The organism is Streptomyces sp. NPDC048612 (genome assembly GCF_043199295.1).
Lineage (GTDB): Bacteria > Actinomycetota > Actinomycetes > Streptomycetales > Streptomycetaceae > Streptomyces.
Genome location: NZ_JBICVV010000026.1, coordinates 20,938 through 43,475 on the forward strand (window position 1 = coordinate 20,938; position 22,538 = coordinate 43,475).

General features: G+C 72.4%; 20 protein-coding genes and 1 riboswitch. Of the genes, 12 read left to right on the top strand and 8 right to left on the bottom strand.

Translation table 11 applies throughout. The features are described from left to right. Positions 1-230: 230 nt before the first annotated feature. The 3 genes from ACGFN2_RS30260 to otsB all read left to right on the top strand — a co-directional run bounded on the left by ACGFN2_RS30260 (position 231) and on the right by otsB (position 2,942). On the top strand, positions 231-1,451 hold the full coding sequence (locus tag ACGFN2_RS30260; protein WP_362608952.1) for an extracellular solute-binding protein: 1,221 nt from the start codon (positions 231-233) through the stop codon (positions 1,449-1,451). A 106-nt stretch (positions 1,452-1,557) separates the two neighbouring features. Further along, positions 1,558-1,845 (top strand): DUF3263 domain-containing protein, encoded by a 288-nt coding sequence (locus ACGFN2_RS30265; RefSeq protein WP_362608951.1) that lies wholly within the window; start codon positions 1,558-1,560, stop codon positions 1,843-1,845. 185 nt (positions 1,846-2,030) lie between these two features. Continuing rightward, positions 2,031-2,942: a trehalose-phosphatase gene (gene otsB, locus ACGFN2_RS30270; protein ID WP_362608949.1), complete on the top strand. Its 912-nt coding sequence runs from the start codon at positions 2,031-2,033 to the stop codon at positions 2,940-2,942. Between the two features lie 38 nt (positions 2,943-2,980). On the opposite strand, the gene ACGFN2_RS30275 is transcribed toward otsB, so the two are convergent. Further along, the gene (locus ACGFN2_RS30275; RefSeq protein WP_362608947.1) at positions 2,981-4,507 is read right to left on the bottom strand and encodes a trehalose-6-phosphate synthase; all 1,527 of its coding nucleotides are present in this window, start codon (positions 4,505-4,507) and stop codon (positions 2,981-2,983) included. A gap of 97 nt (positions 4,508-4,604) precedes the next feature. Then, positions 4,605-5,567, bottom strand: coding sequence for a glucosyl-3-phosphoglycerate synthase (locus tag ACGFN2_RS30280; RefSeq protein ID WP_393365737.1), 963 nt, complete (start codon positions 5,565-5,567; stop codon positions 4,605-4,607). A gap of 172 nt (positions 5,568-5,739) precedes the next feature. Further along, positions 5,740-5,900: riboswitch (SAM riboswitch) on the top strand. Between the two features lie 17 nt (positions 5,901-5,917). Here ACGFN2_RS30280 and thrC point away from each other — a divergent pair. From thrC to groL, 4 genes are all read left to right on the top strand, one after another. After that, complete coding sequence (thrC, locus tag ACGFN2_RS30285) at positions 5,918-7,201, top strand: threonine synthase (protein WP_362608943.1); 1,284 nt, start codon at positions 5,918-5,920, stop codon at positions 7,199-7,201. Positions 7,202-7,278: 77 nt separating this feature from the next. Beyond that, entirely contained in the window at positions 7,279-7,557 is a 279-nt protein-coding gene (locus ACGFN2_RS30290) for a MoaD/ThiS family protein (RefSeq protein ID WP_018089727.1), read from the top strand. Positions 7,558-7,979: 422 nt separating this feature from the next. Further along, positions 7,980-8,183: a cold-shock protein gene (locus tag ACGFN2_RS30295; RefSeq protein ID WP_003986833.1), complete on the top strand. Its 204-nt coding sequence runs from the start codon at positions 7,980-7,982 to the stop codon at positions 8,181-8,183. A gap of 382 nt (positions 8,184-8,565) precedes the next feature. After that, positions 8,566-10,191, top strand: coding sequence for a chaperonin GroEL (gene groL / locus ACGFN2_RS30300; protein WP_362608941.1), 1,626 nt, complete (start codon positions 8,566-8,568; stop codon positions 10,189-10,191). A 194-nt stretch (positions 10,192-10,385) separates the two neighbouring features. On the opposite strand, the gene ACGFN2_RS30305 is transcribed toward groL, so the two are convergent. The 4 genes from ACGFN2_RS30305 to ACGFN2_RS30320 all read right to left on the bottom strand — a co-directional run bounded on the left by ACGFN2_RS30305 (position 10,386) and on the right by ACGFN2_RS30320 (position 14,900). Continuing rightward, positions 10,386-10,697, bottom strand: a complete 312-nt coding sequence (locus ACGFN2_RS30305; RefSeq protein WP_393365740.1) for a hypothetical protein — start codon at positions 10,695-10,697, stop codon at positions 10,386-10,388. Between the two features lie 527 nt (positions 10,698-11,224). Beyond that, positions 11,225-12,811 carry a PTS transporter subunit EIIC gene (locus ACGFN2_RS30310; RefSeq protein ID WP_393365742.1) on the bottom strand — a complete coding sequence of 529 codons (1,587 nt, stop codon included), beginning with the start codon at positions 12,809-12,811 and terminating at the stop codon, positions 11,225-11,227. 71 nt (positions 12,812-12,882) lie between these two features. Further along, positions 12,883-13,821, bottom strand: coding sequence for an N-acetylmuramic acid 6-phosphate etherase (murQ, locus tag ACGFN2_RS30315; RefSeq protein ID WP_393365744.1), 939 nt, complete (start codon positions 13,819-13,821; stop codon positions 12,883-12,885). 131 nt (positions 13,822-13,952) lie between these two features. Then, positions 13,953-14,900 (bottom strand): MurR/RpiR family transcriptional regulator, encoded by a 948-nt coding sequence (locus ACGFN2_RS30320; protein WP_362608934.1) that lies wholly within the window; start codon positions 14,898-14,900, stop codon positions 13,953-13,955. 129 nt (positions 14,901-15,029) lie between these two features. Here ACGFN2_RS30320 and ACGFN2_RS30325 point away from each other — a divergent pair, with 129 nt between their 5' ends. The 3 genes from ACGFN2_RS30325 (at position 15,030) to ACGFN2_RS30335 (ending at position 16,346) form a co-directional block, all read left to right on the top strand. Next, complete coding sequence (locus ACGFN2_RS30325; protein WP_362608933.1) at positions 15,030-15,392, top strand: hypothetical protein; 363 nt, start codon at positions 15,030-15,032, stop codon at positions 15,390-15,392. 51 nt (positions 15,393-15,443) lie between these two features. After that, positions 15,444-15,737 carry a DUF4031 domain-containing protein gene (locus ACGFN2_RS30330; protein WP_393365747.1) on the top strand — a complete coding sequence of 98 codons (294 nt, stop codon included), beginning with the start codon at positions 15,444-15,446 and terminating at the stop codon, positions 15,735-15,737. A gap of 66 nt (positions 15,738-15,803) precedes the next feature. Next, on the top strand, positions 15,804-16,346 hold the full coding sequence (locus ACGFN2_RS30335; RefSeq protein ID WP_393365749.1) for a pyridoxamine 5'-phosphate oxidase family protein: 543 nt from the start codon (positions 15,804-15,806) through the stop codon (positions 16,344-16,346). Between the two features lie 51 nt (positions 16,347-16,397). Here ACGFN2_RS30335 and ACGFN2_RS30340 read toward each other — a convergent pair whose 3' ends face one another. After that, a complete protein-coding gene (locus ACGFN2_RS30340) occupies positions 16,398-17,672 on the bottom strand; it encodes a Cmx/CmrA family chloramphenicol efflux MFS transporter (RefSeq protein WP_393365751.1) in 1,275 nt (424 codons plus the stop codon). Positions 17,673-18,307: 635 nt separating this feature from the next. Next, positions 18,308-18,991 (bottom strand): hypothetical protein, encoded by a 684-nt coding sequence (locus ACGFN2_RS30345; RefSeq protein ID WP_393365753.1) that lies wholly within the window; start codon positions 18,989-18,991, stop codon positions 18,308-18,310. Between the two features lie 316 nt (positions 18,992-19,307). On the opposite strand from ACGFN2_RS30345, the gene ACGFN2_RS30350 reads away from it, so the two are divergent. Together ACGFN2_RS30350 and ACGFN2_RS30355 are read left to right on the top strand one after the other, a co-directional pair. Continuing rightward, complete coding sequence (locus tag ACGFN2_RS30350; protein WP_393365755.1) at positions 19,308-20,030, top strand: copper homeostasis protein CutC; 723 nt, start codon at positions 19,308-19,310, stop codon at positions 20,028-20,030. A gap of 226 nt (positions 20,031-20,256) precedes the next feature. Further along, on the top strand, positions 20,257-22,479 hold the full coding sequence (locus tag ACGFN2_RS30355; RefSeq protein WP_393365757.1) for a serine/threonine-protein kinase: 2,223 nt from the start codon (positions 20,257-20,259) through the stop codon (positions 22,477-22,479). Positions 22,480-22,538: the final 59 nt, after the last annotated feature.

A 22,538-nucleotide genomic window follows, 5' to 3' on the forward strand; every position in this document is an offset into this window, starting at 1 on the left:
TCACCGGGGTGATCGGGCCGGAGGTGCGGTCGTCGGGCCGGTACCGGCGCGAACCGGGGGGTGGTGTAGACCTTATAAAGGGCGCGGGGGAGACTCGCTGTTCATGCCGTTCGAGGGCGACCCCTGAGGCGGCCGGGTCATTACCCGACAAGCACGGATTTTCAGAACAAAAGGGCGGAACAGCAGTGCAGCGGCGGTACTTGAGCCTGGCGGCGGCGATCGCCACCACCATGACACTGACTCTCACCGGGTGCAGCAGTGGCACCGGCAGCGACGACGCCACTCTCAAACTGGTCGCGGCGGACTACGGCGACAGCCAGGCCAACGGCTCCCAGCACTACTGGGACGACCTCGCCCGCGCCTTCGAGAAGAAGAACCCCGGCATCAAGGTCGACGTCGACGTCTACAGCTGGACCGACGTCGACAAGAAGGTCGCGGAGATGGTCGAGGACGGCCACGCCCCCGACCTCGCCCAGATCGGCGCCTACGCCGACTACGCGGCCAAGGGCCAGCTCTACAGCGCCGACCAGCTGCTCTCCATCCCCACCCAGGCCGACTTCACCCCCTCCCTCGCGGAGGCCGGCGAATACAAGCGGGTCCAGTACGGCATGCCCTTCGGCGCCAGCACCCGGCGGCTCTTCTACAACAAGAAGCTGTTCGCCGACGCCGGCATCGCCGGCCCGCCGCAGACCTGGGACGACATCGCCCACGACGCCCAGCTGCTCAAGGCGCGGGGCGTCAAGATGCCGTTCGCGCTGCCGCTCGGCCCGGAGGAGACCCAGGCCGAGACGATGCAGTGGATGCTCAGCGGGGGCGGCGGCTACACCGACAGCATCGGCAAGTACACGATCGACTCCCCGGAGAACGTCAAGACCTTCTCCTGGCTGCAGAAGAACCTCGTCGGCAAGGGCCTGACCGGCACCGATCCCGCCAAGCTCAACCGTGAGGACGCCTTCGCCGGCTTCGCCGACGGCGACGTCGGCATGCTCAACGGCCACCCCACCCTGATGAAGCAGGCCGCCGCCAAGGGCATCGACTACGGCACCGTCGAGCTGCCCGGCACCCACGGCAAGGCCAAGGCCACCATGGGCGTCGCCGACTGGATGATGGCCTTCAAGCAGGGCGGCCACCGCACCCAGGTCGGCAAGTTCCTCGACTTCGTCTACAGCAAGAAGAACGTCGAGAAGTTCTCCGGCGAATACGGGCTGCTGCCGGTCACCACCTCCGCCAATCAGGCGATGCTGGCCGACGACACGTACGCCAAGTTCCACGGCTTCCTCAAGCAGCTCACCAACGCCGAGTTCTACCCGGCGAACAAGACCTCCTGGCCGCTCATCTCCAAGACCGTCAAGGCGAAGATGGGCCCCGCGGTCGGCCCGCGGGGCAACCCGGCCGGGGTGCTCACCGACATCCAGAACACCGCGGACACCGCGGACAGCGCCGCCGAATGACGCGGTGCGGGAGCGGACACGGACAGCCGTCCCGGCAGCCCCGGCCGGTCCCGGCCGGGGCGACGAGCCGGGCACTGTCCGACCGTGCGCTTATCGTGGAAGCGTGATGACGGGCGGAACGGCGGGTGCGGACGGCGCGGGCGGAGAGCCCGGGGCCGCCGGACGTGCCTCCGGGCTCGCCGCCCGGGACGAGGCGGTGCTCGCCGTCGAGCGCCGCTCCTGGCCCGGGCCCGGCCCCAAGGAGCGCGCCATCCGCGAGCGGCTCGGCATCTCCCCGACCCGCTACTACCAGCTCCTCAACGCCCTGCTGGACGACCCCCGCGCGCTCGCCCACGACCCCGTCACGGTCAACCGCCTGCGCCGCATACGGGACGCGCGGCGCGCCCGCCGCTGACCGGAGCGGCCCGGCCGGCGGTGACCAGGGTTCCCCGGCCGCGCCGACCGGGCGTGCGTCCGTCGCCGGCCCACGGGCCTCGGCCGGCCGCCCCGCCCCGGGCGCCCTGCCCGCTGCCCGCGTGCGCCCCCGGCTGCCTCCGGAGGTACCCCCGGCGCCCGCCCCGCGCCGGTAGGGTCGGCGCCATGGGCAGCCCCCCGAACGCCGCGCCGCAGTCCCAGCCGGAGCCCGGCTCCGTGCCGACCCCGCACACCCCCGCCGGCCGCGACGGCCTCGCCGCGCTGCTGGCACACCCGGAACGCGCCGTCCTCGCCCTCGACTTCGACGGCACCCTCGCCGAGATCGTCCCCGACCCGGAGAAGGCCCGCGCCCATGGCGGCGCCGTCGCTGCCCTCGCCCGCCTGGTGCCCCGGATGCGCGCCGCCGCGGTGATCACCGGCCGCCCGGCCACCGTCGCCGTCCGCCTCGGCGGCTTCGCCGACGTCCCCGGCCTGGACCACCTCACCGTCCTCGGCCACTACGGCGCCGAGCGCTGGGAGGCGGCCACCGGCACCCTCCACGCCCCCGCCCCGCACCCCGGCGTCGCCGCCATACAGGCCGAACTCCCCGGCGTCCTGGACGCCTCCGGCGTCTGGCACGGCACCTGGGTCGAGACCGCCGTCGAGCGCAAGGGCGGCCGCGCCATCGCCGTGCACACCCGCCGCGCGAGCGACCCGCAGCACGCCTTCGACCGGCTGCGCGGCCCGCTCACCGCGCTCGCCGCACGCCACGGCCTGATCGTCGAGCCGGGCCGCCTGGTCCTCGAACTCCGCCCGCCCGGCATGGACAAGGGCGTCGCCCTCGCCGAATGGGTCCGCGAGACCGGCGCCGCCACCGTCCTCTACGCCGGTGACGACCTCGGCGACCTGGCCGCCTTCGCCGCCGTGGAGAAGCTCCGCTCCGACGGCCTGGCCGGTGTCCTGGTGTGCAGCGGCAGCAACGAGGTCGCCGAACTGGCCGACCGCGCCGACCTGGTGGTCGACGGCCCGGCCGGCGTCGTCGGCCTGCTCACCGCCCTGGCGGACCGGCTGGACGAGAACGAGGCGCACGGGGCGTAGCCAACGGGGCGCACGGGGCATAGCGCCGGGGAGGTGCCTCAGGCGGGCCGCCGCGGACCCTCCTGGGTGTCCTCCCCCCGCAGCTCCCGCAGCTGGTCCAGGAACCAGCGGGCGGGCGGCAGCGCGGTGGCCGCGGCGGCCAGCCGCTCGGTCCGCGCCGCACGCTCGCCGTCGTCCATCGACAGCGCCTCGTGCAGCGCCTCGGCGGTGCCGACGACGTCGTACGGATTGACCGTGACGGCGTGCGCGCCCAGCTCCTCGTGGGCACCCGCCTCCCGCGACAGCACCAGTGCGCAGCCGGCGTCCGACACCACCGGGACCTCCTTGGCGACCAGGTTCATCCCGTCCCTGATCGGGTTGACCAGCGCCACGTCCGCCAGCCGGTAGGCGGCCAGCGAGCGGGCGAAGTCGTCCTTGACGTGCAGCACGACGGGCTGCCAGTCCGGCGTCCCGTACTCGGCGTTGACCGCCTCCGCGACCCGCTCGACCTCCGCGGTGTAGTCGCGGTAGACGGCGAGGTCCTGGCGCGAGGGGTAGGCGAAGGCGACATGGACGACCCGCCCGCGCCACTCGGGGCGGTCGGCGAGCAGCCGCCGGAAGGCGAGCAGCCCCCGCACGATGTTCTTGGAGAGTTCGGTGCGGTCCACGCGGACGACGGTCCGGCGCTCCGCCCCGCCGATCTGCGCACGCAGCGCCGCCATCCGCTCCTCGACATCGGGGCGGTGCGCACGCTCGCGCAGGAACTCGGCGTCGGCACCGAGGCCGTGCACGCCGATCCAGGTCGTACGCGCCGTGCGCTCCGGCACGAGCGCGACGATGCCGGGCGCCCCGTCCTCCGGCCGGACCCGCTCGCACTGCCCGCCGAGCCCGGTCTCGGCGCAGGCCATGAAGTTCTCGGCCCACCGCCTGGTGAGGAAGTTCGCCCGGTCGGCACCGAGGATGCCCAGCGCCAGCTGCCGCTGGATGTCGTCGGGGAGCATCGCGAAGTACTCGGCGGGGGCCCACGGGGTGTGAGAGAAGTGGGCGATCCGCAGGTCGGGGCGGCGCTCGCGGAGCATGCCGGGCACCAGCGCCAGGTGGTAGTCCTGCACCAGGACGGCGGCGCCGGGCGCCGCCCCCTCGGCCAGCGCGTCGGCGAAGGCCGCGTTGTACGCCTCGTAGGACGCCCACTGGTCCCGGAACTCCGCGTCGAAGACCGGTTCCAGCGGGGTCTGGTAGAGCATGTGGTGGACGAACCACAGCACGGAGTTCGCGACGCCGTTGTAGGCGTCGGCATACACCCCGGCAGGAATGTCCAGCATCCGGACCCGCTGTCCACCCGTGTCACCCGGGTCCAGCACCCCACCCGTCCGCCGCACGGCTTCCCGGTCCCCGTCCCCCAGCGCCGCACACACCCACACCGCATCGGTCTCGGGCCCAATGGCGGACAGCCCCGACACCAGCCCACCACCACCCCTTTTGGCGGTCAGCGCCCCGCCCTCCCCCAGGCCGTACGACACCGGCCCACGATTGGACGCCACCAGAACCTCGGCCCCTGCCTGCACCGCACTCCGCTCGGACACCATGACGCGAAGGTAACCCGCCACAGATCCGCGCAAACGTACGGAAGCGGTCAAGGGGGTGGGGGCAGGGGACTCGCCGCCGCCCGGCCGGCGCGAGCACTTACGCCGCCCGGCGCTTCGCGTACTCCGGGATTTCGGCCATCGGGGGGCGTTCCTCGGTGTCCACGTCCGTCGTGCGGGGGACGAAGCCCTCGGCGCCGCGGTCGAACTGGGTGAGGCGGGGGCGGACCAAGGGGCCGCGGGTCAGGCGTAGTTGGGCGGTGCGGTAGATGGCGGCGGCCATGCGGCCGAGGGCCTGGCCGTCCTGGTGGCGGTGCTTGCGTACGCCGACGTCCACCTGGGCGAGGGCGTCGAGGCCGACGGTGTTCAGGGCGTCGACGAGCAGGCCGAGCTCGACGCCGTAGCCGACCGGGAAGGGGAGGCGTTCCAGGAGGGAGCGGCGGGCCGCGTACTCGCCGCCCAGGGGCTGGACGAAGCCGGCCAGCTGCGGCCAGTGGAGGTTGAGGAGGGGGCGGGCGACCAGTTCCGTCACCCGGCCGCCCTGGCCGGCCCCGGCGCCCTCGCCGCCGGTCTCCAGCGGGCGGTCGTACATCGCCTTCACGAACTGGAGGTCCGGATCGGTCAGCAGCGGGCCGATGATCCCGGAGACGAAGGTGGCGGAGAACTCGCGCAGGTCGGCGTCGATGAAGCAGATGATGTCGCCGGTGGTGGCCAGGAGGGAGCGCCAGAGGACCTCGCCCTTGCCGGGAAGGGCGGGCAGCCTCGGCAGGACGCTGTCACGGTGGACGACCCGGGCGCCGGCCGCCGCCGCGACCTCGGCGGTGCGGTCGGTGGAGCCGGAGTCCAGCACCACCAGCTCGTCGACCAGCGGGACCGCCTCGGTCATCAGCTCGGCCCGGATCACCGCCACGATCGCCCCGACCGTGGCCTCCTCGTCGAGCGCGGGCAGCACCACGCTGACCGTGCGGCCCGTCTGGCGCTTCGCCTCCAGCAGCCGCCCCAGCGGGCGGTCGGCGGCGGACCAGGAGTGGCTGGTCAGCCAGCCCTCGACCTCTTCCAGCACGTCTACGACTCCTCGGTCACCGCCCGAACGGCGGCCTGTGTGATCCATCTCGCGGTTCGGACGACTATCTCAACTGTCAGCGCCTTCGGTTACAGTCTTGAACAACGCGGATGACCGTCGCATGTCGGGGTCGCCGCGCCACAAACGCCTGGGTTTCGGCCCAGCGCCATACCGCTCATCCAGAGGGGCAGAGGGATACGGCCCGTTGAAGCCCCGGCAACCCTCCAGCCGGTCTTGCCGCCAGGACGCAGACGTCCCGCGCGCGTGAGGCTCCCGGCTAGGGAAGGTGCCAAATCCGTCTCGTGACGAGATTCGTCGCGAGGAAGATGAGGAGAAAGGGCCTCCCCTCCATGGCTGTGCAAGTCACCGAAAACACCCCCACCGTCGCTCTGGGCCCCGCCGCCGCCCTGTCCTGCCGCGAGTGCGGGCAGCGCTTCGCGCTCGGCCCGATCTTCGCGTGCCAGGAATGTTTCGGGCCGCTCGAAGTCGCGTACGACCTGCCGAGCGGCGATCCCGAGAGCCTGCGGAAGCAGATCGAGGCCGGTCCGGACAACATCTGGCGCTACGCCCCGCTGCTGCCCGTGCCCACCGACGTGGCGGACAAGCCCAACCTCAACCCGGGCTTCACCAAGCTCGTCAAGGCCGACAACCTCGCCCGTGAGCTGGGCGTCACCGGCGGCCTGTACGTCAAGGACGACTCCGGCAACCCGACGCACTCCTTCAAGGACCGCGTCGTGGCGATCGCCGTCGAGGCCGCCCGCGCGTTCGGCTTCACCACCCTCTCCTGCTCGTCCACCGGCAACCTCGCCGGTGCGGTAGGCGCCGCGGCGCGCCGGGCCGGCTTCAAGTCCTGCGTCTTCATCCCGCACGACCTGGAGGCCGGCAAGGTCGTCATGGCCGCGGTCTACGGCGGTGACCTGGTCGGCATCGAGGGCAACTACGACGACGTGAACCGCTTCTGCTCGGAACTCATCGGCGACCCGCTGGGCGAGGGCTGGGGCTTCGTCAACGTCAACCTGCGCCCCTACTACGGCGAGGGTTCCAAGACGCTCGCCTACGAGATCTGCGAGCAGCTGGGCTGGCGGCTCCCAGACCAGATCGTCATCCCGATCGCCTCCGGCTCCCAGCTCACGAAGATCGACAAGGGGCTCAAGGAGCTGATCGCCCTCGGCCTGGTCGAGGACAAGCCGTACAAGATCTTCGGTGCCCAGGCGGAGGGCTGCTCGCCGGTGTCCGCGGCCTTCAAGGCCGGCCAGGACGTCGTGCGCCCGCAGAAGCCGAACACCATCGCCAAGTCGCTGGCGATCGGCAACCCGGCCGACGGCCCGTACGTCCTCGACATCGCGCGCCGTACGGGCGGAGCCGTGGAGGACGTCGACGACGCGCAGGTCGTGGACGCGATCAAGCTGCTGGCCAGGACGGAAGGGATCTTCGCGGAGACCGCGGGCGGGGTGACCGTCGGCGTGACCAAGAAGCTGATCGAGGACGGCGTGCTCGACCCGTCCCTGACCACCGTCGTCCTGAACACCGGTGACGGCCTCAAGACCCTCGACGCGGTCGCCCCGACGTCCGGTCCCACGGCCACGATCCGTCCGGACCTGGACGCGTTCCGCGCGGCCGGCCTGGCCGGCTGAGGCCGACGGCCCGTCCGGCGGACGAGGCCGCGCCCCAGCCCCCGAACTCGTACTCCGTACCCCTGGAAGGCAGAACCATGAGCGTCAAGGTCCGCATCCCCACCATCCTCCGCACGTACACCGGCGGCCAGGCCGAGGTCCCCGCCGAGGGCGCGACCCTCTCCGAGGTGATCGCCGACCTGGAGCAGAACCACCAGGGCATCGCGGCCCGTGTGCTGGACGACGCCGGGAAGCTGCGCCGCTTCGTGAACGTGTACGTCAACGACGACGATGTGCGCTTCGAGCAGGGCCTGGAGACGCCCACCCCGGACGGTGCGGGCATCTCCATCATCCCGGCGGTGGCCGGCGGGTGCTGATTTGCGCCAACTCTTCTCCTGCATGACCGGAATTGCCCCGTCCGCCAGAAAGCGGACGGGGCAATTCCGTGTTGTGAAAGGAGATACCATTGGGGTGATCCCCCTCGGGATATCACCGCGCGCATGCCGAACGCATATGTGTTCGTGATCAGTTGTGGCCAAAGTGTGGGCGGTATTTGTCGCCTAGGTGCGCTATGCCCGGCCCGACTTGCCCTGGAGAACCAGGACTTAGGCGCATATTGCCGATTCTCGGCCTCCAGAATTCTCGTCCGATTGACCTGTTGCTCTGGGCATCTGTGCAGATACATTCAGCGGCGGTCGACGCGTTCCGGCGCACACCCCACGGGCCTTCGCGGGGTGAGGTCTGACCCGGGTCCGCGGAGTGCGGTCCTGCGCAAGGGCCAGTAATAGGGGAGTTAGGCATGGCTCAGGGCACCGTCAAGTGGTTCAACGCGGAGAAGGGGTACGGCTTCATCGCGGTCGACGGTGGTGCGGATGTTTTCGTCCACTACAGCGCGATCCAGATGGACGGTTACCGCACCCTTGAGGAGGGTCAGCGGGTCGAGTTCGAGATCTCGCAGGGCCAGAAGGGGCCGCAGGCGGACATGGTCCGGGTGGCCGGCTGAGGCGCCGACCGACAACTGCGTGACGAAGGCCCGTACCCCTGAGGGGGTACGGGCCTTCGGCTGTTCACCGGGCGGGCGGGGCTCCCTCGCCCCTGGGTGCCCGGCTCGCGCGTCCCCCCGGCCGCCAACCCGCGGGTGTCTTCTTCGAAGCCGCCTTGCACTCGACGGGTGCGAGTGCTAATCATTGGCGTTAGCACTCTCCCAGTGAGAGTGACAAAGAAGGACCGGGTCGGTGAGGCCCGCAGGCCGCGTGGGGCAAGGAACCACACAGGCTTGCAGGTCGTCCGTCGCGGGCGCCAGCGCGGTCCGGAGAAATCCTTCCCCAAGCTCTCAACTGCGTTCGAGCAGGGGAGACCCCATTAGTCCGGGAGGACCACTTCACATGGCCAAGATCATCGCGTTCGACGAGGAGGCACGGCGCGGTCTCGAGCGCGGGATGAACCAGCTCGCCGACGCCGTCAAGGTCACCCTCGGCCCCAAGGGCCGCAACGTCGTCCTCGAGAAGAAGTGGGGCGCCCCCACGATCACCAACGATGGTGTGTCCATCGCCAAGGAGATCGAGCTCGAGGACCCGTACGAGAAGATCGGCGCCGAGCTGGTCAAGGAGGTCGCGAAGAAGACGGACGACGTCGCCGGTGACGGCACGACGACCGCGACCGTCCTGGCCCAGGCCCTGGTCCGCGAGGGCCTGCGCAACGTCGCCGCCGGCGCCAACCCGATGGCCCTCAAGCGCGGTATCGAGCGCGCCGTCGAGGCCGTCTCCGCCGCCCTGCTGGAGCAGGCCAAGGACGTGGAGACCAAGGAGCAGATCGCTTCGACCGCCTCCATCTCCGCCGCCGACACCCAGATCGGCGAGCTGATCGCCGAGGCCATGGACAAGGTCGGCAAGGAAGGCGTCATCACCGTCGAGGAGTCCCAGACCTTCGGTCTGGAGCTGGAACTCACCGAGGGTATGCGCTTCGACAAGGGCTACATCTCGGCGTACTTCGCGACCGACATGGAGCGCATGGAAGCCGCGCTCGACGACCCGTACATCCTCATCGTCAACTCCAAGATCGGCAGTGTGAAGGACCTGCTGCCGCTCCTGGAGAAGGTCATGCAGTCCGGCAAGCCGCTGCTGATCATCGCCGAGGACGTCGAGGGCGAGGCCCTGTCGACCCTGGTCGTCAACAAGATCCGTGGCACCTTCAAGTCCGTCGCCGTCAAGGCCCCGGGCTTCGGTGACCGCCGCAAGGCCATGCTCGGCGACATCGCCATCCTCACCGGTGGCACCGTCATCTCCGAGGAGGTCGGCCTCAAGCTGGAGAACGCCGGTCTCGAACTGCTCGGCCGCGCCCGCAAGGTCGTCATCACCAAGGACGAGACCACCATCGTCGACGGTGCCGGTGACAGCGACCAGGTCCAGGGCCGCGTCAACCAGATCCGCGCCGAGATCGAGAACAGCGACTCGGACTACGACCGCGAGAAGCTCCAGGAGCGTCTGGCGAAGCTGGCCGGCGGCGTGGCCGTCATCAAGGCCGGTGCCGCCACCGAGGTCGAGCTCAAGGAGCGCAAGCACCGCATCGAGGACGCCGTTCGCAACGCGAAGGCGGCCGTCGAGGAGGGCATCGTCGCCGGCGGTGGCGTCGCCCTGCTCCAGGCCTCCCAGGTCTTCGAGAAGCTGGAGCTCGAGGGTGACGAGGCGACCGGCGCCAACGCCGTGAAGCTCGCCCTGGAGGCCCCGCTCAAGCAGATCTCCGTCAACGGCGGCCTTGAGGGCGGCGTCGTGGTGGAGAAGGTGCGCAACCTGGCCGTCGGCCACGGTCTGAACGCCGCGACCGGCGAGTACGTCGACATGATCGCCGAGGGCATCATCGACCCGGCCAAGGTGACGCGCTCCGCGCTGCAGAACGCCGCCTCCATCGCGGCGCTCTTCCTCACCACCGAGGCCGTCATCGCCGACAAGCCGGAGAAGGCCGCCCCGGCGGGCGCTCCGGGCGGTATGCCGGGCGGTGACATGGACTTCTGATCCCGCGCGGATCGGAACGCTGATCCTCCCGGATCAACACGTCCACACGTTCGCCGGGGCGGCACCCTCCTTCAGGGGGGGGGTGCCGCCCCGGCGGCGTTTTTGCGGGCGGGCGATACGGCTCCGGCGGGCGGCGGTTGGCGCTGTTGTGAGGCGGTGGTGGCGGTCTCGGTGAACTCGGCCGGTCTCGGCGGTCAGGTGCGCGGTGTTGCGCGCTTGCGGCGGATGAGACAGCTCCCGGCGCACAGGCCCCCGCTCACCGCCAGCAGGACGGCGCCGATGACGGTGCCCGGTCCCGGCGGGGGATCGGGGTCCACGTGCAGGGTGCTCTCGTAGGCGTAGAGGACCACTTCATTGATGTGCGCCCCGGACCGCTGCGGCGGTACGTACGGAGGTGGTGGCGCCTCGCTTGCCAGCAGCAGCGCGGCTCCGCCGACGGCGAGCACCAGGGCGCTGCCCACCACGATCAGCCTGCCGCGCCACGGGCGGCGTAATCGAATCCACATGCGCCGACCTTACTGCGGGCAGTTTGTGCGCGACGGGCCATGAATGCGTCCCTCCCTCGCCACCGGCCGGGCCGGCTCGTGAAATGCATTTCGGGGGCTGGATTCGAGCGGCTGTGCCCGTGTCGCGTGATGCTTCGGCAGGCCTTTCCGGACCGGTGGGGACAGGGCTGCCCGGAGGCGTTTGCGTGCCGGGTGCGTGGAGGAGCTCGCGCAGGGGCTGCACACATTTCAACTTTTGCGGTTCCGCTGCTACGGCGTCGCTTCCTGGGATTCCGCTGCGGTGAGCCGTACGCCGGGTGATTTCCTTTGTGGGCGTCCTCTCTCAGGGGGGATTCTGCGTGCTCGGCTGGTAAGGAAGAGGTCCACTCCTCAACCATTCTGACGAGAGCGGGCTGGACCGCCGGGCTGGACCGCATGCCGGCACAGTGCGTCGCGATCAGGCCTTATCTGCGAGGGAGGGCGGGGAACATTCGGAAGGTCTCGCGGGCTCGTGAGTTTCCCCTCGGGCTCGTGAGTTTCCGCCGGATTCAGGGTGCTCGCAGGCCCGCCGGTGTTTCGAGTGGGGTGGGGTTTGCTGGAGTTGTCGTGTCGGGTTCCGGGGTCGTGGTGGCGGGGCCGTGGTCAGTGGGAGTGTTCAGCTCTGCGCGCGTCTGCTTGCTGAGGCCGAAGAAGTACGTGGCCAGGAAGCCGGTGACGTAGCCCGTCGCCAGGCCCAGGGCGTAGATGACGAGGGTGGTGGCGAGTGGTTGGTCGCCCTTGACCAGGGGGAAGAGGGCCCAGCCGGAGGGGCCGATGGCGGTGGAGCCGACGGTGTCGCCGAGTTGGTTGAAGAGGCCGATGAAGGCGCCACCGAAGGCGCCGCCCAGGCAGGCGGTGATGAAGGGGCGGCCCAGGGGGAGCGAGACGCCGTAGATCAGGGGTTCGCCGACGCCCAGGAAGCCTGCGGGCAGGGCGGACTTGATGGTGCGGCGGATCGAGCGGTTGCGGGGAAGGCGGAGGTAGACGGCGATCGCGGCGCCGACCTGGCCCGCTCCGGCCATGGCGAGGATCGGGAGCAGGACGGTGTAGCCCTGCTGCTCGATCAGGGTGGTGTGCAGGGGGATGAGCGCCTGGTGGAGGCCCAGCATGACGAGGGGGAGGAAGAGGCCGCCGAGGACGAAGCCGGCGAGGGCGCCGCCGTGGGCCAGCAGCCAGGTGGCGCAGCTGCCGATGGCGGTGGCGACCCCGCCCGCCGCGTACATCAGGCCGAAGAGCGTGACCAGGCCCGTGACCAGGACCGTCACGGTGGGGGTGAGCAGGACGTCCAGCGCCTCGGGGACGGTCCTGCGGCACCACTTCTCCACCTGGACGGCGAGCAGCGCCGCGGCGAGTGCGCCGAGCACGCCGCCCTGGCCGGGGGAGAGGTGCCGGCCGAAGGCGGCGATGTGGGTGACGCCGGGGAAGACGATGACCGCGGCGACCGCGCCGCCGAGGACGGGGGTGCCGCCGAACTCCTTGGCGGTGTTGTAGCCGACGAAGACGGCGATGAGAGACATGAAGCCGGAGGCCATGGCGGCGAGGGCGGGGACGAGCGCGGGCAGCAGGCCGAAGTTGGTCAGCAGGCCGTTGATACCGGCGATGATGCCGCAGCCGATCAGGGCCGGGATGAGCGGGACGAAGATGTTGGCGATGCGGCGGAGGAACAGCTTCACCGGGGTGGCGTTCCGCGACTTCTGCCGGGCCTTGAGGGTGGCGCCTTGGGCGGCCAGCTCCTCGGCGGTGGTGGCGGAGGGAGTGGCCGCGGGGTGGTGAGCGGCGGAGGCCGGCGCCGGGGGAAGGCCGGTGGGGTCCGGCTCCTCGGCGGGAGGCAGGGCGCGGGACCGGGCCACCAGGCGCTCGAACTCCGGGGTGACGCGGGCGACCGTGCCGGGGCCCAGCACGATCTGGTACGTGTCGTCCTCCACCACGCCCAGCACCGCCGGCAGTGCCTTGAGGGCCTCGTCCTGGACCAGGGCGCGGTCCTGGATGCCGAGGCGGAGCCGGGTCATGCAGTGGGCGATGGAGGTGAGGTTGGCGGCGCCGCCGACGAGCGGGAGGATCGCGGCAGCGGTGGCGCGGTTCTGGTCATCGGGCATGTGCGGTGCCTTGCTGTGCGGTCGAACGGGGAGGGGCTTGGGCCGGACGGGGCAGGGCGGGCGTGGCGGGGTCAGTGGTTTCCGGCGGCCTGGAGGGCGGCGCGGAGATGGCCGTCGGCGGCGTCGAGAAGGCGGGCGGCGGTGGGGGCGTCGACCCCGCCGAGGAGGGTGAGGATGGCGTTCTTCACCTCGCCGTCCGTGTCGCGGAGGGCGGTCTCGATCTCCTGGTCGGAAGCGCCGGTGGCGAGCGCGACGATACGGCGCGAGCGGGCCCGCAGCTTTTCGTTGGAGGCGCGGACGTCCACCATCAGGTTTCCGTAGGTCTTGCCCAGCCGGATCATGGTGAGGGTCGAGAGCATGTTGAGCACCAGCTTCTGGGCGGTGCCGGCCTTGAGCCGGGTGGAGCCGGTCAGCAGCTCGGGGCCGACCACGACCTCGATGCCGTGCTCGGCGGCCGCGGCCAGCGCCGAACCGGCGTTGCAGGACAGGCCGATGGTCAGCGCGCCCAGGGCGCGGGCGTGCTCGACGGCCCCGATCGCATAGGGGGTACGGCCGGAGGCCGAGATGCCGACGACGGTGTCCAGGTCGGTCAGGCCGATCGCGGTCAGGTCCTCGACCGCGAACTTCGTGCTGTCCTCGGCGCCCTCGACGGCGCTGACCATCGCGGACGGGCCGCCCGCGATCAGCCCGAGCACCTCGGACGGGTCGGTGTTGAAGGTCGGCGGGCACTCGCTGGCGTCCAGCACCCCGAGGCGGCCGGCCGTGCCGGCGCCGGCGTAGATCAGCCGGCCGCCGCGGGCCATCCGGGCGGCGGTGGCGTCGATGGCGGCGGCGATCTCCGGGAGCCGCCGGGCGACGGCGGCGGGGACAGTGGCGTCCTCGTCGTTCATCGTGCGGGCGATGTCCAGGGTGGGGCGGCGGTCGATCTCGGCGAGTTCGGGCCGGAACGCCTCGGTGGTGAGGGTGTCCAACTGGGCGCGCAGATGGGCGTGGTCGGCGGTGGAGGTCATGGCGTGGCGACTCTTTTCGGGGGTCGGGCTCGTGGGGCCGTGGCGTGTCGGCTGCCCCGCCGCCGGGTGCCGTCGGGCCCACCCGTGCCTCCCCCGGCGGCACGCGGGCCCGCGCGGCGGGCGGCGTGAGGTCAGCGCTGGTTGTTGCGCGGCGAGTGGCGGTGGGCGAGCGCCTCGTAGGAGGCGGACAGCGCGGGGGCCGCGGTCTCGTACGTGCGCTGCGCGACGCCTATGAACAGGCAGTCCACGACCAGCAGCTGACTCGTCCGGGACGACATCGCGGCCGGGCGCAGCTCGCTCTCGCGGGCCGTGGACGTGGTCAGGATGTGGTCCGCGTACGCGGCGATCTCGCCGTCCGGGCGGCCGGTGATGGCGATCGTCGTCGCGCCGTGGTCGAAGGCCACCCGCAGGGGCTCTATGACGTCGGTGGTCCGCCCGGAGTGGGTGATGGCGAGGGCGACGTCGCCGGTGCGCATCTGCACGGCGTTCGTCACGGCCAGATGCGGGTCCGCGTGCGCATGCGCGATCAGGCCGATGCGCAGCAGCTTCTGGACGAGGTCCTGGCCGACGAGGTTGGAGGCCCCGATGCCGTACACATCGATGCGGCGGGCGCCGGAGAGCGCGGCGACGGCGGCTTCGAGCTGGGTGACGTCCAGCGCGGCGGCGGTGTCGGCCAGACACTGCTGCTCCTCCTGCGCCAGCTTCGCGACGACGTCGACGAGGGAGTCGTCGACCGCTATGTCCGCGGTCACCGCCGGGGCGCCGCCGGCCGCCTGCTGCGCGGCGAGGGCGGCGAGCGCGAGGCGCAGATCGCGGTAGCCCGGGTAGCCGAGCAGCCGGGACGTCCGCACGACGGTGGCCTCGCTGGTGCCCGTACGCTCCGCGAGGCCGGTGACGGTGAGGGCGGCGCAGCCGGCCGGGTCGCTCGCGACGGTCTCCGCGACCCGCTGCATGGAGCGGGTCATGGTCGGGGCGAGGGTGCGGACCTTGGCGGCCAGCGCCGCGGGGGCGGGTGGGGCCGGGGCCGGTCGGGTCTCGACGGCCACGTCCTTGAAAGTTTCCTTCACGCTACTGCTCACGCTTGAAAAGTAATTTCATCGACGTCCGGCGTCAATACCCTCTGTGAGTGCTGTGGACAGAGCGCATGATCCGCGGCGGGCTGTGGACAACTCCGCTGGGCGGCGGGCGGCCGGGAGACAATAGGGGGCATGGAGATGGAACAGGCATTGCATGCCGCGCGGGCGCTGGTGCTCGCCGACCTGATCGCGGACAAGGTGGCCGACGCCGACATCGTCTCGCTCGTGGAGGATGCGGTCGTCCACCGCCGGTGGTGGGTGGAGCAATGGCCTGAAGGCGCGGCATTCGTCGCAGGACTGATAGCGCAGGACGTCCAGGACGCCCTCCTGGACCGGTACGGCCGCTGGCCGCTGTGCCCCGTGTGCACGGAGTCGGGAGATCCTCATGCACTCGACGTCGAGCCGGAGTTGGGCACCGATCCGCACTGGGTCTGCCCCAAGACGGCCGTTGCGGTGGCCCGGGTCGGCCGGCTCGGCGCCCCGGCGGAAGGCTGAGGTGGTTGAGGGTGCGGCGGGCTGAACCGGCGATCCGGCCGGAGCACTGACGTGGCGATCTACATCGATCCGCCCACCTGGCCGGGGCACGGCCGTATGTGGTCGCACCTGGTCAGCGACCACTCCTTCGACGAACTGCACACCTTCGCGGCGGGGATCGGCGCGCCCCGGCGGGCGTTCGAGCGCGACCACTACGACCTGCCGGCGGAGCGGTACGGCGATGCGGTGCGCGCCGGAGCCGTGGAGGTCGGCTCCAAGGAGCTGCTGCGCCGGCTGACCGCGGCCGGACTGCGCCGCCCCAAGAACCGGCCGGCGCCCCGGCCGGCCCGCCGCGGCGCGTCGTAGCGGCGGACCGGCCGCGGGCGCCCGCACGATGGGCCTGACCGTGTGCCGCACCGAAAGGGGACAGCCATGTCAGCCGGCGAACAGGGCGGACAACCGGCCACCCACCTCGACCCGGACTACAGCAGCGCGGACGCCACGGCGACCGCCTGGTCCGCGGCCGTCGGCGGAATGACCGAAGCGGAGATCTTCTGGCTCACCACCGTCCGGCCCGATGGTCGCCCGCACGTCACCCCGCTGCTCGCCGTCTGGTCGGACGGCGCGCTGCACTTCTGCACCGGCCCCGGCGAACGCAAGGCCAGGAACCTGGAGACCAACGCGCACTGCGTACTCGCGACGTCGACGGCCGGCGGCAACGACCTGCACGCCGGACTCGACGTGGTCGTCGAGGGCGCGGCGGTGGCGGTGCGCGACGAAGCCACGCTGCGGCGGCTGGCCGCTCTGTACGCCGAGAAGTACGGCAGCGACTGGCACTTCGACGTCCGCGACGGGGCGTTCTACGGGGCGAGCAACCGGGCCGTGGTCTTCCGGGTCGCGCCGGTCACGGCGTTCGGGTTCGGGCGGGGCGAGACCTACAGCCAGACCCGCTGGAGGTTCGACGGCGGTTCGTGAACGGCCGGGCCGCGGCGGTGCGGCCCGGCGTCGGCACCCTCCTGGCGGACGTCAGCGGTGCCCCGCCGACTCCGTTGCCTCCGCGGTCTTCGTCAGCTGCGGCGCCGGGGCGCCGGAGGCCGAGGAGGCGACCAGCCTCGACTGGTGCGTGGCGCGGTGCAGCCGGAACGCGAAGGCTGTCGTGAGCACGGCCCCCGCCGCCAGCGCGGCGCCGGTCCAGGCCACGGACGGGTAGCCCCAGCCCGCGCCGATCGCCAGCCCGCCGAGCCACGGGCCGAGGGTGTTGCCGATGTTGAACGCGGCGGTGGTGGTCGCGCCGGCCAGCGTCGGCGCGGCGTTCGCCACGTTGAACATCCGCGCGTTGAGGGCCGGGGCCGTGGTGAACGCGGTCACCCCGAGCATCAGGGAGAGCGCGATGGCGGCGGCCGGGCTGTGTGCGGTCAGCGCCAGGACGGCCAGCACGACCGTGGACGCCGCGATGCCGCCGAAGAGCGTCCCGAAGAGGTGGGCGTCGGCTATCCGGCCGCCGATGAACGTACCCGTCAGCGCGCCGACGCCGAAGAGGGCGAGCACCGTCGGCACCCAGCTCTCGGCGAGGCCGGCGGTGTCGGTCAGCAGCGGCGAGAGGTACGAGAAGAGCGCGAAGACCGCGGCGCCGTTCAGGGCCGTGGCGGTCAGAGCCAGCCAGACCTGCTTGTCCTTGTAGATGGCCAGCTCACGGCGCAGCTGCGGGCGGTCCTCACCGGTCGGCACGGCCGTGCGCGGCACCAGCGCGACCACGCCGAGCAGGCCGATCGCGGCCAGGCCGGCCACGGCCCAGAAGGCGGCGCGCCAGCCGGCGTGCTGGCCGAGCAGGGCGCCGGCCGGGACGCCCGCGATGTTGGCGATGCTCAGGCCGCCGACCATCACGGCCATGGCGCGGGCCCGCGCGGTCACCGGCACCAGCGAGACGGCCACCGCGGCGCCGACCGCCCAGAAGCCGGCGCAGGCCAGGGCGCTCACGATGCGTGAGGCGAACAGCACGCCGTAGGTGGGGGCCAGCGCGCCCGCCACCTGGCCGAGGCCGAAGGCGGCGAGCAGCGCGATCAGCGTGGTCCGCCGTGGGAGGCGGAGTGTGGCGGCGGCGAGTACCGGGGCGCCGATCACCATGCCGATCGCGAAGGCGGACACCAGCAGGCCGGCCTGCGGGATGGAGACGTTCAGGTCGCGGGCGAGGGGCTGGAGGATGCCGGAGAGCATGAACTCGGACGTACCGAGCGCAAAGACGGACAGGCCGAGAACGTATACGGCGATGGGCAGGCGGGCGCGGTCGGGCTGTGCGGGCATGTCAGCTACTAACAGCGATAGGACCGCTTACATTCCCGCGGGTTGCCGGTGGCTGGGCCGCGTGCGCCTGCGGCGGGTGGGTGGTGGGTCGGAGGGGACGCCCGGTAACCCGTCCTCGGCGCGGGCGATGCTGGTCCCAGAGGTTCTTCACCCCGTTGTTCGCTCCGGGTCCTGCGGGCGGCTCACCGGACATCCCCTCCGACCGCCGTCCGTACGCGGCTGACCCGCCGTACCGATCACCGTTACGGCAGACCCGTACGGCATTCCCTTGGCAGGGAACTGAGCCCTCAGGATTGGGCGCGGGCAGGTGTGGGGGCTGTGAGGCGCGGTGTCACCGGTCCGCAGCCGGCAGCGGGGGACGGTCGGAGGGGATGTACCGGGGACCGCCCGCAGGACCGGAGCGAACACCGGGGTACTCAATCCCATGGACCCGCGTCGCCCGCGCCGAGGACGGGCCCCGGTGCGTCCCCTCCGGCCCCCGCGGCAACCACAGGCCCCGCACAGCGCAAGCCACCACCGGACCCGCACCAACCCCTGACACGGCGACCAGATCGCGCCCCAAAGGGGCGCGGGGAACTGCGCGCCCAGCCCCCACCACCCGCAGCCGAAGCAACCGACCCCGAACACCCAGCGCCCTACGCCCCCCGCAACAAATCAAGCTCCGTCGAGAGATTGCGGCGCGCGTTGTGCTCCCAAAGGTCGTAGCCGCGAGGAGTACGGAAGAGACGCGGCAGGGACAGGAGTTGGCTCAGGACGGCCGAGCGCCCGGCGGTGAAGTCGGGGTCGGGAACGAAGGCGTACTCGTCGCGCACCGCGGCCGCGTAGGCGGCGTACTGGTCGGGGGAGCCGGCGAGCACCGCGAGGTCCGCGTCGCAGAGGACCTCGCCGTCGGGGTCGTCGGGCGCCGGGTCATGGGTGACGGTGAGCCGCACCAGGCGGGCGACCTCGGCCGTGCGGGCCGCGCCGACGCCCAGTTCGGGCAGGGCACGTTCGGCGAGGGCCGCACTGCGCTCCTCGTTCTCGGAGCGCTCCGGGCGGTAGACGGCGTCGTGGAACCATGCCGCCAGCTGGACGGTGGACAAGTCGTCCGCGTGCTCGGCCAGTTCGTCGATGCGGTACAGGACCGCGGCCAGATGGTCGACGGTGTGGTAGCGGCGTTGAGGTTCGCGCCAGCGGGACAGGAGGTTGTCCGCGTACGGGGCGGGGTCGGGTGCCGTGGGGTTCTTCTTGCCGCGGGCCGCGGTGACGGTGTCGGCCCAGCGCTGCCGCAGCTCCGGCACCGGGTCGGTGGTGTCTTCCGTACGGGGCACGGGGGTCATACGGGCCATTGTGCCTCGGGCGCCGGGTATTCAGGGGTGGCGGGTGAGGTCCGGTCAGGTTTGCGGAGGGATGGGGTGGGAGCGGCGGCGGGTGCCGCGGCGCGGGGAGGCGCCTGCGCGAGCCGGGGGCAGGTCGGCGCGGACGGGCCGGCCTCCGGCCGTGCGGGGGAGGCGCGTGCTGCGGCGTATGGGCGGATTCCGGGCGTGCCGGTGAGGGGCTGGTATCCGGAGGGGCGGGTGACCCGTACTCTGGGATATTGGACTAGACCTGTTGTGGGGTCCGTCTCGTCGTGCCGGCATCGGAGGATTGGGTCATATGAGCAAGCGCGCGCTGCTGGAAGTGATCGCGCTCGGCCCGCAGGACGCGGTCGCCGCCGAGGCCGGTGGGGCCGACCGTCTGGAGCTGGTGACGGACATGGCCGCCGACGGTCTCACCCCGCCCCGGGCCACGTTCGCCGCGGTCCGGGCGGCGGTAGGGCTTCCGCTGCGGGTGATGCTGCGGGCCGCCGACGGCTTCGCGGCCGGTGACGTGGCGGCGCTGTGCGAGGAGGCCGCGGCGCTGCGGGCAGAGGGTGCCGAGGAGTTCGTCCTCGGATTCCTGACACCGGACGGGCGGCCGGATCTCGCCGCGGTGACGGCGCTGGCCGAGGTGATCGACGGCTGCCGGTGGACCTTCCACCGGGCCATCGACCGGGCCGCCGACCGGGACGCGCTGCGCAAGGAGCTGGCCGGGGCGGCCGGCGTCGCGGGGCTCGACACGTATCTGACGGCCGGGTCCGCGCAGGGCGTCGAGGAGGGGCTGCCGACGCTGCTGGCCGAGCAGGCGCGTGCGGCGGCGGACGAGCCCGGGTACGCGCCGCGGATTCTGGTCGGCGGGGGGCTGGCGCTCGGCCATCTGCCGAGGCTGCGGGCGGCCGGCCTGGACGCGTTCCACATCGGGGGCGCCGCCCGGCCCGCCGGCTGGTCGGCGCCGGTGGAGGCGGCGGCGGTACGGGAGTGGCGGCAGGCGCTGGACGCGCCCGTCGCCCAGCGGATCTGATCCGGTCCGGCACCGGGGGCGGGGCAACCCAGGGGCCTGGTGGGGCTAACGGGTCTCCGAGGGGCCCGGGTGGTTCGAGGGCGGCCCGAGGGCGCTGGCCCCTGAGGGGGAACGAGAGCCGTTCGTGGCCTCCGGGGTGCCGCACGGCCCGCTTCCTCAACTCCCTCTGGCGTGGCACTGTTTGGGGAGTGTCACGGTGGGGGGACCGGGGGGAGGGTGGCACGCCATGGTGGGTATGGGAGTCAGGCCGCTCGGCGGTGACGATCCGGAGCGGCTCGGTGTCTACCGGATGCTGGGGCGGCTCGGCTCGGGCGGTATGGGGCGGATCTATCTGGCGCGGTCCACTGCGGACGGGTCGCTGGCCGCGGTCAAGACGCTGCTCGCCGAGGGTGTCGTCAGCGAGACCGACCGGCGGCGGTTCGCCCGCGAGGTGACGCTGGCCCGGCGGATCGACAGCGTGTTCACGGCCCGGGTGCGGGACGCCGACCCGGACGCCGAACTGCCCTGGATGGCCATCGAGTACATACCGGCGCCCGCGCTGTCCGAACTCGTCCGCAGCGCGGGACGGCTGCCCGGTTCCGCGGTGCGCTGGATCGCGGCGGGCACCGCGCAGGCCCTGGTGATCCTGCATGACGAGGGCATCGTCCACCGGGACGTCAAACCGCAGAACATCCTGCTGCCGCTGGCCGGGCCGCGGCTCATCGACTTCGGCATCTCGCACGCCAACGACCTCACCCGTACGTCGCTGACGCTCGGCACCATCGCCTTCACCTCGCCGGAGCAGGCCCGCGCCGAGCCGTCCACCACGGCGTCCGATGTGTACTCGCTGGGCGCGACGCTCTTCCATCTCGCCGTCGGCCGCCCGCCGTACCCCGAGACGGCTGACACGATCCGGCTGCTGACGCTCGTACAGCGCGGCGCGCTGGACCTGACCGGGCTGCCCCGGGAGCTGACGCCGCTGATCCGCCCGTGCCTGGCCGCAGGTCCGGAGGAGCGGCCCGAACCCGCCGAGCTGCTGCGGCAGTTCCTGGAGGAACTCGACCGGTGGCCGACCTCGCGGCGCGGCGAGCGCTGGCTGCCGCCCCGGTGGACCGCGCTGATCGAGGAGTACGAGGCGCAGGGGCGGGCCCTGCGCAAGGGCAGCGGCGGGCCGGCCCCCACCGACGACGCGCTGACGCAGCAGGTTCCGCCGCCGGAGCCCACCCGCGTCTACACGCAGGAACGGGACGCACGTCAGCAGCAGGACGAGCGGGCCGCGCGCCGCGCGCGGGAGGAGCGGGCGGCGCGCCTGAAGCAGGAGGAGCGGGAACGGGCGGCGCGCAGGGCCCGGGAGCGCAAGGAGGCGGAGGAGCGGAAGCGGGCGCAGGCCAGGGCGCGGGCGACCGCGCAGGCCGCGGAGCAGCAGCGCCGTGAACGCGCCGAGCGGGAGCGTCGTGAACGCGCGGAGCGGGAGCGTCGTGAACGCGCCGAAAAGGAGCGGAGGAAGCGGGCCGAGGCGGCGTCGCGGGAGCAGCGGGCACGGGCCGCGGCGAAGAAGGCCGCCCCGTCCGCCTCGTCCGCCCCGACCAAGGCGTCGTCCGCCCCGAAGGCCGCCGCGTCCTCCTCCGGCAGTGGCTGCGGCTGGGCGGTCCTGTTGTGCCTCGCGTTCGTGCTCTTCGTCTGGAAGCCCTGGGAGGCGGGGGAGGCCGGCGGGTCGTCGAGCGGTACGTCGAGCGGCTCCTCCAGCGGGTCGTCGAGCGGGTCGTCGAGTGGTACGTACTCAAGCGGCGGGACGGGTTCCGGCTCCTCGGGCGGTACGTACACGGCCGGCGGGACCGGCTCGGGGACGACGAGCGGCGGGCTGGGCTCCGGTGCGTCCACGAGCGGCGGGACAGGCTCCGGCTCGTCGGGCGGTACGTCTTCGTCGGGCGGTACGTCCACCGGCGGGACCGCTTCCCGGCCGACGGCCACGGCGGCCCGTACGCCCAGCGCGGTCGACGCGGCCTTCGCGGCCGTACGGGCCGGCGACTGCCTCGACGCCTACCAGGACGGCTACGGCAACTGGAGCCGTGCGGCGCCGGTACGGGTCGGCTGCGGCGCCGCCGGCGCGTATCTGCGGGTGCTGCGGGTGGCGGGGACCGGGAGCTGTCCGAGCGGCGGGGGCCGGGGCGGCTGGTGGCACAGCGGGGCGGGCTCCTCGTCCACCCACTTGTGTGTGGAGCGGCAGTTCCGTAAGGGGCAGTGCTTTCTGGCGAAGGCCCAGGGGGGCCGCCCGGGGCCGGCGAACCTGCTCACCGCGTGGAACTGCAGCGCCGACCGGGTGCCCCGGGAGTTCAGCTACATCATGCAGGTCACGGCCGTCCTGCGGGCCTCGTCCGGCACCGGTGCCTGCCCGGGGGAGCCCGGCCGCTACCGCTACTCCTGGAATGTCTACGACGGCCGGACCATGATCTGCGCCAAGGTCGCCTGAGGCGGGCGCGTCAGGCGGCGGGCCCCCGGAAGGCCCGCCGCCGTCGCGCCCCACTACGC